The 7,966-nt window shown below is 72.5% G+C and carries 6 protein-coding genes; all 6 read left to right on the forward strand.

Translation table 11 applies throughout. The annotated features are described in order from the left end of the window. Positions 1-112, forward strand: a 112-nt coding sequence (locus tag UWG_RS0101235) for a large ribosomal subunit protein bL35 (RefSeq protein ID WP_016905386.1), incomplete at its 5' end; no start/stop codon positions are given. 79 nt (positions 113-191) lie between these two features. Then, complete coding sequence (gene rplT, locus UWG_RS0101240) at positions 192-575, forward strand: 50S ribosomal protein L20 (protein ID WP_016905387.1); 384 nt, start codon at positions 192-194, stop codon at positions 573-575. A gap of 114 nt (positions 576-689) precedes the next feature. Next, the gene (locus UWG_RS0101245; protein WP_016905388.1) at positions 690-1,514 is read left to right on the forward strand and encodes a TrmH family RNA methyltransferase; all 825 of its coding nucleotides are present in this window, start codon (positions 690-692) and stop codon (positions 1,512-1,514) included. Positions 1,515-1,700: 186 nt separating this feature from the next. Beyond that, positions 1,701-2,903, forward strand: coding sequence for a sensor histidine kinase (locus tag UWG_RS0101250; protein WP_016905389.1), 1,203 nt, complete (start codon positions 1,701-1,703; stop codon positions 2,901-2,903). Positions 2,904-3,134: 231 nt separating this feature from the next. Further along, positions 3,135-4,283, forward strand: coding sequence for a phenylalanine--tRNA ligase subunit alpha (gene pheS, locus UWG_RS0101255; RefSeq protein ID WP_016905390.1), 1,149 nt, complete (start codon positions 3,135-3,137; stop codon positions 4,281-4,283). Further along, the gene (gene pheT / locus UWG_RS0101260; protein ID WP_016905391.1) at positions 4,283-6,820 is read left to right on the forward strand and encodes a phenylalanine--tRNA ligase subunit beta; all 2,538 of its coding nucleotides are present in this window, start codon (positions 4,283-4,285) and stop codon (positions 6,818-6,820) included. The genes pheS and pheT overlap by 1 nt, the downstream gene beginning before the upstream one ends. The last annotated feature ends 1,146 nt before the right edge of the window (positions 6,821-7,966 follow it).

Here is a 7,966-nt window from a genome sequence, read left to right on the forward strand (position 1 = left end):
TCGCCGCCACTACCTCGAGCACAAGTCGTCGAGGCTGACGCGTCGCCTCGCCGGCGACACCGTGGTGGCCCCGGCGAACGCCAAGAAGATCAAGAAGCTTCTCGGCAAGTAAGACTCCCGCTCGACCGGGACCCCACCGTCATGGGTCGGTGAGCCTCGCGCTCCGCGACCCCGCCTAAAGGAGTACTCACGTGGCACGCGTCAAGCGGGCAGTCAACGCTCAGAAGAAGCGCCGGGCGATCCTGGAGCAGGCCAGCGGCTACCGCGGCCAGCGCTCGCGCCTGTACCGCAAGGCGAAGGAGCAGGTCACCCACTCCTACGTCTACAACTACAACGACCGGAAGCGCCGCAAGGGCGACTTCCGCCAGCTGTGGATTCAGCGGATCAATGCTGCCGCCCGCGCCAACGGGATCACGTACAACCGCTTCATCCAGGGCCTGAAGGCCGCCAACGTCGAGGTGGACCGCAAGATGCTCGCCGAGCTCGCGGTCAACGACGCTCCCGCCTTCACCGCCCTCGTCGAGGTGGCGCAGAAGGCCCTCCCGAGCGACGTCAACGCGCCGAAGGCCGCCTGACGTCCGGGACGTAGCGTCCCCGGCGACGGACCCGCAGGCTCGACCTGCGGGTCCGCAGTTCTGTCGAGCCCCGTTCTCCGCAGCCACCCACCCACCGGAAGCGAGCCGCCGCACATGGCCAGCCCTCAGCCGATCTCCCCGCGTTCCCCGCACGTCGCTGCGGCTCGGCGGCTGGCGCGCAGAGGGTTCCGGGCCAAGGAGCGCAGGTTCCTCGCCGAGGGGCCGCAGGCGGTGCGCGAGGCGGTGACGTACCGCGGGCCCGAGGGAGGGGTCTCGCTCGTCGAGCTCTTCGCGACGGCCGACGCCGCGGAGCGGTACGAGGAGATCCTCGCGGCCGCCCACGAGGCAGGTGCGCGGGTGCACTTCGCCGCCGACGAGACGATGGCAGACATCGCGCAGACGGTCACCCCGCAGGGGCTCATCGGCGTCTGCCGGTTCCTCGACCGGCCGATGAGCGAGATCGCGGGTGCGCGCCCGACCCTCGTGGCCGTCCTCGCCCACGTCCGCGACCCGGGGAACGCCGGGACCGTGCTGCGCTGCGCGGATGCCGCGGGCGCCGACGCGGTCGTGCTCACCGACGCTTCCGTCGACGTGTACAACCCCAAGGCGGTGCGCGCCTCGGCCGGCTCGCTCTTCCACCTGCCCGTCGCCGTCGGCGTCCCCGCGGAGCAGGCGGTGCGGGAGCTCAACGCGGCCGGAGTGCGGGTGCTCGCCGCCGACGGGGGCGGCGAGCGCGACCTCGACGACGAGCTCGACGCCGGTGCCATGAGCCGTCCCACCGCCTGGGTCTTCGGCAACGAGGCGTGGGGGCTGCCGAAGGAGACCGCGGCGCTCGCCGACGAGGTGGTCCGGGTGCCGCTCCACGGCAGGGCGGAGAGCCTCAACCTCGCCACGGCCGCCGCCGTCTGCCTCTACGCCTCGGCTCGCGCCCAGCGCTGACCTGTCCCGCTGCTGCGGCGCTGTCTCGCACGCCGGGTGCGCGGGCGCCCCTCCGCGAAGCGGGCGGGAGCGCTCCATCTGCCGCTGTACTGCGGGGAGTTCCCGTGTCGGCCATGGCTTGTAGTGTGACCCGCAGAGCGTCGGGAGCTGCTGAGCCCGGCGGGAGGGGCGACTAGGGGGTCCCGTATGGACGTGACGGCTTCGGGCGGCCGTGCGTACGGTGCCGCGCGGGGCGCGGGGGCGGCGTCGCGCAGCGGAGTCGAGGAGCCGGACGAGCCGTGCACCGAGCCGCCGCAGCTCTCAGAGCCGGGTACCGCGGCGGCACTCCGGCGCTCGCTCGCCGGTCTCCACCCGGACGATCTTCCCGACGGCCTCGTCATCGCGGACGACGCCGGCCTCGTCGTCTGCTTCAACGCGGCGGCCGTGCGGATCACCGGCATCAGCGCCGGCGAGGCGATCGGGCAGCCGATCGAGCATGCCCTGCCGCTCGAGGACATGGAGGGCTGCCGCTGGTGGACCTCGACCGACCCCTACGGCGGGATCGCGATCCGCAGCGGCCAGCCGGAGCGGAACCTGCTGCTGCCGGGCGGGCGCGAGGTGCTCGTCTCCGCCCGGTACGTCAGACCGTGGCGGCTCGGCCCCGTCGAGCGCCTCGTCGTCACGCTGCGGGGGACGGAGGCGCGGCGGCGGACGGAGCGGAGCCACGCGGAGCTGATCGCCACCGTCGCGCACGAGCTGCGCTCGCCGCTCACCTCGGTGAAAGGGTTCACCGCCACGCTCCTCGCGAAGTGGCAGCGGTTCACCGACGACCAGAAGCGGCTGATGCTGGAGACCGTCCACGCCGACGCGAACCGCGTCACCCGGCTCATCGCGGAGCTCCTCGACATCTCGCGGATCGACTCCGGGCGGTTGGAGGTGCGGCGGCAGCCGGTACGGTTGGAGCAGGCGGTCCGGCGGCACGTCGACGGTTATCTGGCGGCGGGTGAGCGGGCGGAACGGTTCTCCGTGCACATCTCGGAGGAGCTTCCGGCGCTCTGGGCCGACCCGGACAAGATCGACCAGGTGCTCGGCAACCTGCTGGAAAACGCCGTGCGCCACGGGGAGGGAACGGTCACCATCGAGGTGACCTCGGCCCCCAACCGCGCCCAGGAGGAAGGGACGGCAGTGACCGTGCGAGACGAAGGCCCCGGCATCCCCGAGGAGTCGATGAGCCGCGTCTTCACCCGGTTCTGGCGCGGTAGCAAGCGCGGAGGCACCGGCCTCGGCCTCTACATCGTGAAGGGCATCGTGGAGGCGCACGGCGGCACCATCACCGTCGGCCGCTCGCCCGCGGGCGGCGCCGAGTTCCGATTTACCCTGCCCGTGGGCGCCCCGGCCGTACTGGCCTGAAGCGCCGCCCACGGGCTCTCCCAGCCGGCGTATTCCGCCGCGCACCTGCTTCTCCCGCAGGTGCCGGCCGTGCGCCAAGTCATCCGCGTTCAGGGGCGCCGGACACCCCCAATTACACTCGCGTGTGGACGCCGCGGGGACCGGCGCGAGCCGGCACCGGCGCGAGCCGGACGGCAGTCTGCGAGCGGCCCTCCTGAGCGCGCAGCCATCCAATCGGAAACACGGGAAGAGATGTCGGCACCCAACAAGTCGTACGACCCTGTCGAGGTCGAGGCACTGAAACCGGAACAGATCGACCGCGCGCGGGACGAGGCCGTCGCCGCCGTCGCCGCGGCCGGCGATCTCGAGGAGCTGCGCGAGGTCAAGACCGCACACGCGGGCGACCGTTCCCCGCTCGCCCTCGCCAACCGCGAGATCGGTGCGCTGCCCCCGCACGCCAAGGCGGAGGCGGGCAAGCGCGTCGGACAGGCGCGCGGCGCCGTCAACAAGGCGCTCAAGGCTCGGCAGGAGGAGCTGGAGCGTGAACGGGACGAGCGGGTCCTCGCCGAGGAGTCCGTCGACGTCACGCTGCCCTACGATCGCCGTCCGCGGGGCGCGCGTCATCCGCTCACCACCCTCTCCGAGCGGATCGAGGACGTCTTCGTGGCGATGGGCTACTCCGTCGCCGAGGGGCCTGAGGTGGAGGCGGAGTGGTTCAACTTCGACGCGCTCAACCTCGACCCCGACCACCCCGCGCGTTCCATGCAGGACACCTTCTTCGTCCAGGCGGGCGAGGGCCGCTCGTCGAAGGACTCCGGCAGTGCTGCCGGAGACTCCGGCGTCGTGCTGCGGACGCACACCTCGCCCGTGCAGATCCGCAGCATGCTCGACCGCGAGCCGCCGCTGTACGTGATCTGCCCCGGCCGGGTCTACCGGACCGACGAGCTCGACGCCACGCACACACCGGTCTTCAACCAGGTCGAGCTGCTCGCCGTCGACGAGGGTCTCACCATGGCCGATCTGCGCGGCACGCTCGACCACATGGTGCGCTCGCTGCTCGGCGAGGGCATGCACACGCGCCTGCGGCCGAGCTACTTCCCGTTCACCGAGCCGTCGGCCGAGATGGACATGGTCTGCTACGTGTGCCGGGGTGCTTCTGTCGGCAACCCGGAGCAGCCCTGCCGTACCTGCAACAGCGAGGGTTGGATCGAGCTCGGTGGCTGCGGCATGGTCAACCCGCGCGTGCTCAGGGCATGCGGGGTCGACCCGGAGCGGTACAGCGGGTTCGCTTTCGGGTTCGGCATCGAGCGGATGCTGATGTTCCGCCACAGCGTCGAGGACATGCGAGACATGGTCGAGGGTGACGTGCGCTTCACCCTGCCGTTCGGGATGGAGATCTGATGCGCGCCCCCCTTTCCTGGCTCAGGGAGTACGTGGACCTGCCGGCGGGGGAGACCGGGCGGCAGGTCGCTGCCCGGCTCGTCGACGCGGGGCTCGAGGTGGAGACCGTCGACCGGCTCGGTGCCGATCTGACCGGGCCGCTCGTCGTCGGCGAGGTCCTCGCCGTCGAGGAGTTGACGGAGTTCAAGAAGCCGATCCGGTACTGCCAGGTCGATGTCGGTCAGGCCAACGGCTCGGGCGAGCCGCAGAACATCATCTGCGGCGCCCGCAACTTCGCCGCCGGCGACAAGGTCGTCGTGGCGCTGCCCGGCGCCGTGCTTCCCGGGGACTTCGTGATCTCGGCACGGAAGACCTACGGCAAGGTCTCCGAAGGCATGATCTGCTCCGAGCGCGAGCTGGAGATGGGAGACGACCACGCCGGCATCATCGTGCTCCCGCCGGAGCACGAGGCGGGCACGGACGCGGTCGCACTCCTCGAACTCGTCGACGACGTCCTCGACATCGCCGTCACCCCCGACCGCGGCTACTGCCTCTCGCTGCGCGGCCTCGCCCGCGAGGCTGCGACCGCCTACGGGGTCCCGCTGCGTGACCCGGCGCTGATCGACGTACCGGCGCCGAACGCCGAGGGCTACCCCGTCGAGGTCGTCGACCGCCACGCCTGCGACCGCTTCACGGCGCGGACCGTCAGCGGCGTGCGGCCGGAGGCGCGGACCCCGATCTGGATGAAGCGGCGGTTGCAGAAGGCCGGGATGCGTCCCGTCTCGCTGCCGGTGGATGTCACCAACTACGTGATGCTCGAGCTGGGCAGCCCGCTCCACGCCTACGACCGGGACCGGCTCGACGGGCCGATCACCGTGCGCCGCGCGGAGCAGGGCGAGAAGCTCACCACTCTCGACGCCGTCGAACGCACCCTGCACGCCGAGGACTTGGTGATCGCCGACGCTCGGGGGCCGATCGGTCTCGCCGGCGTGATGGGCGGGGCGTACAGCGAGATCGTCGACCCCGCCTTCGACGCGGAGAGCGGTCGCTGGGAGGGGACGACCGAGATCGTCGTCGAGGCGGCGCACTTCGCGCCCGTCCCGATCGCCCGGTCCGTGCGGCGCCACAAGCTGCCGAGCGAGGCTGCGAAGCGGTGGGAGCGCGGTGTCGACCCGCAGGCTGCGGCCTCCGCCGCACAGCGCACCGTCGATCTCCTGGAGCTCCTCGGAGGCGGGACGGCCGGGCGCGGTGTCACCGAGGTGAGCAGCGCACGGGAGCCGCGAACGATCGTCATCCCCGCGGACCTGCCCGACCGCACCGCGGGGCAGGAGTACGGTCGCGAGACGGTGGTGCGCCGCCTCCACCAGGTGGGCTGCGACGTCTACGGGCAGGACGAGTTGACCGTCACGCCGCCCTCCTGGCGCCCGGACCTCACCGACCCGGCGGACCTCACGGAGGAGGTCATCCGGCTGGAGGGTTACCACAACCTGCCGGTTCGGCTGCCCCGTCCGCCGTCCGGGCGCGGCCTCACCGAACGGCAGCGGCTCCACCGCCGGGTGGGCCGGGCGCTTGCGGCCGACGGGTACGTGGAGACGCCGACCTACCCCTTCGTCGGGCAGGAACTCCTCGACGCGCTCGGGTTCGAGACGGACGATGCGAGGCGCCGGACGGTGGTGCTCGCCAACCCGCTCTCCGAGGAGGAGCCCGGTCTGCGCACCACGCTGCTGCCCGGCCTGCTCACGGCGCTCCGCCGCAACGAGGGCCGCGGGAGCCAGGCGCACGGCACCGGTGTGGCGCTCTTCGAGACGGGTCTGGTCTTCCTGCCGAGCGGCGACGAGCCGTCTGCGGTGCGGCTGCCCGTGGACCGTCGGCCCTCCGAGGAGGAGATCGCGGCACTCGACGCCGCCCTCCCGGAGCAGCCGCGGCACGTCGCCGCCGTCCTCGCGGGACCGCGCGATCGCGGTGGCTGGTGGGGCGGTGAGACGCCGGGCGGTTGGGCCGACGCAGTGGAGGCGGCGCGCCGCGTGGCGGACGAGGCAGGGGCCGAACTGCTCGTCGGCAACGGGCAGCACGCGCCCTGGCACCCGGGCAGGTGCGCCGTGCTCTCGGTGCAGGTCGAGGGTGAGCGGCGGCTCGTGGGCTACGCGGGCGAGCTCCACCCCGGGGTGCTCAAGGAACTCGGCCTGCCGGCCCGCACCAGTGCGATGGAGCTCGACCTCGACCTTCTCGCAAGGGCCGGCTCCGGACCCGTCCGCTCGCGGCACATCTCGACCTTTCCGGTGGCGACGCAGGACGTGGCGCTCGTCGTCGACGGACAGGTGCCGGCGGTCGAGGTCGAGCGGGCGCTGCGCCGCGGCGCCGGCCAACTCCTCGAGTCGTTGCGGCTCTTCGACGTGTTCACCGGTGAGCAGCTCGGAGCCGGGAGGAAGTCCCTGGCCTACGCGCTCCGCTTCCGCGCCGGTGACCGGACGCTCACCGCGGCCGAGGCGAGCGAGGCCCGCGACGCTGCGGTAGCGGCCGCCGTCGAGGAGACGGGGGCGGTGCTCCGCGGGGCGTGAGTGCGTACGGCCGGGGCGATCGAGCGGTCGGCCGGCGTGTTTTCGGAGGGCGCTTCCCGCTGGGGAGCGCTCTCCGGTGCGTCGCGCGTCCTGGTCGGCTGTCTCCGGCGTGCGCGGTGTGCCGGAGGAATCCGGCGAAAGAAGGGTGGCCCTCGCGGGGAGGCGGCCGCGCGCGAGGGAGCGCCTTGAGAGGAAGAGGCCGGTGAGGCACTGGGCGGCGAGGCGTACCACTTCGAACGGCATGGGGGCTCCGGACGGACAGCTGGAACTGACGGTGGACGAGCGGGACTTCGCCCCGCACCGGAGAAACCGTATGCACCCCCGCACGCCGTGCGCTTCTTCCAGATTGCTCTCTTCCGCCCCAGCCCCGGAGTGGCCTCGCAAGCGCGCGGTACGCGCGGTCAACCCCCGTGCGCATGCCTCCCGAGACCCTTGCCCGCCCGGCGTCGAGTCAGTGGAATCCGGCCCCGTGCCGGACGGCCCGGCGACAGCCTCCCGTGCCGCCCAACTCCCCCTGCCCGGCGGATGTTCACAGCCATTTCCGCGGCACACCACGCTCGTCCTTCTCACGGCGAGGTCCTGCCCGTACAGCCGAACGCGGTCAAGCACGCGACACCGGCGGGAGCGAGAGTCGAGGACGGCGAGGAGGCAGCCGTTTCCGTCGAGGCTGAGGCCCTCTGCGCAGAGGCCCGCGACCTGCTGCCCGTGGCCGCGGCTCGGAACCCCGTAGTCCGGAGTCCCGTGCCGGCGCTCGGAAACCACGGCGCTGCCGGTGGTCCGCGTGGGCGCCTCGGTCCAGATCACCGAGGCGCCCACGTATACGGCGAGGCAGCCGTCCGGGCACTTGTCCGACGCTGACGCCCGGCCGGACCGAGAGCGTGTTGATCAGCCCCTCGACGGCCTCCTTCTCGTGCTGGGGACCAGCCCTGGAGGCCGTCGCTCGGTCGATCGCCGCGTGGGCGGACTCAGCCGCGCGTCGCGGCCGGGCGACGGCAGTTCGTCGAGCCGTACCCGCCGGTCCGCGGGCACGGCCTCTGCTCCGAGCGGCTGCGGCAGCGGTACGAAGGCGTGATGCGGCGGTTCAACTCGGCGACCAGTGGCGGGAGAAGCCGCAGAGGTGGGCGCCGACCCGCTGCAAGGGAAGCC

Origin of the sequence: Streptomyces xiaopingdaonensis, from assembly GCF_000262345.1 — a bacterium.
GTDB classification, from domain to species: Bacteria; Actinomycetota; Actinomycetes; order Streptomycetales; family Streptomycetaceae; genus Streptomyces; species Streptomyces xiaopingdaonensis.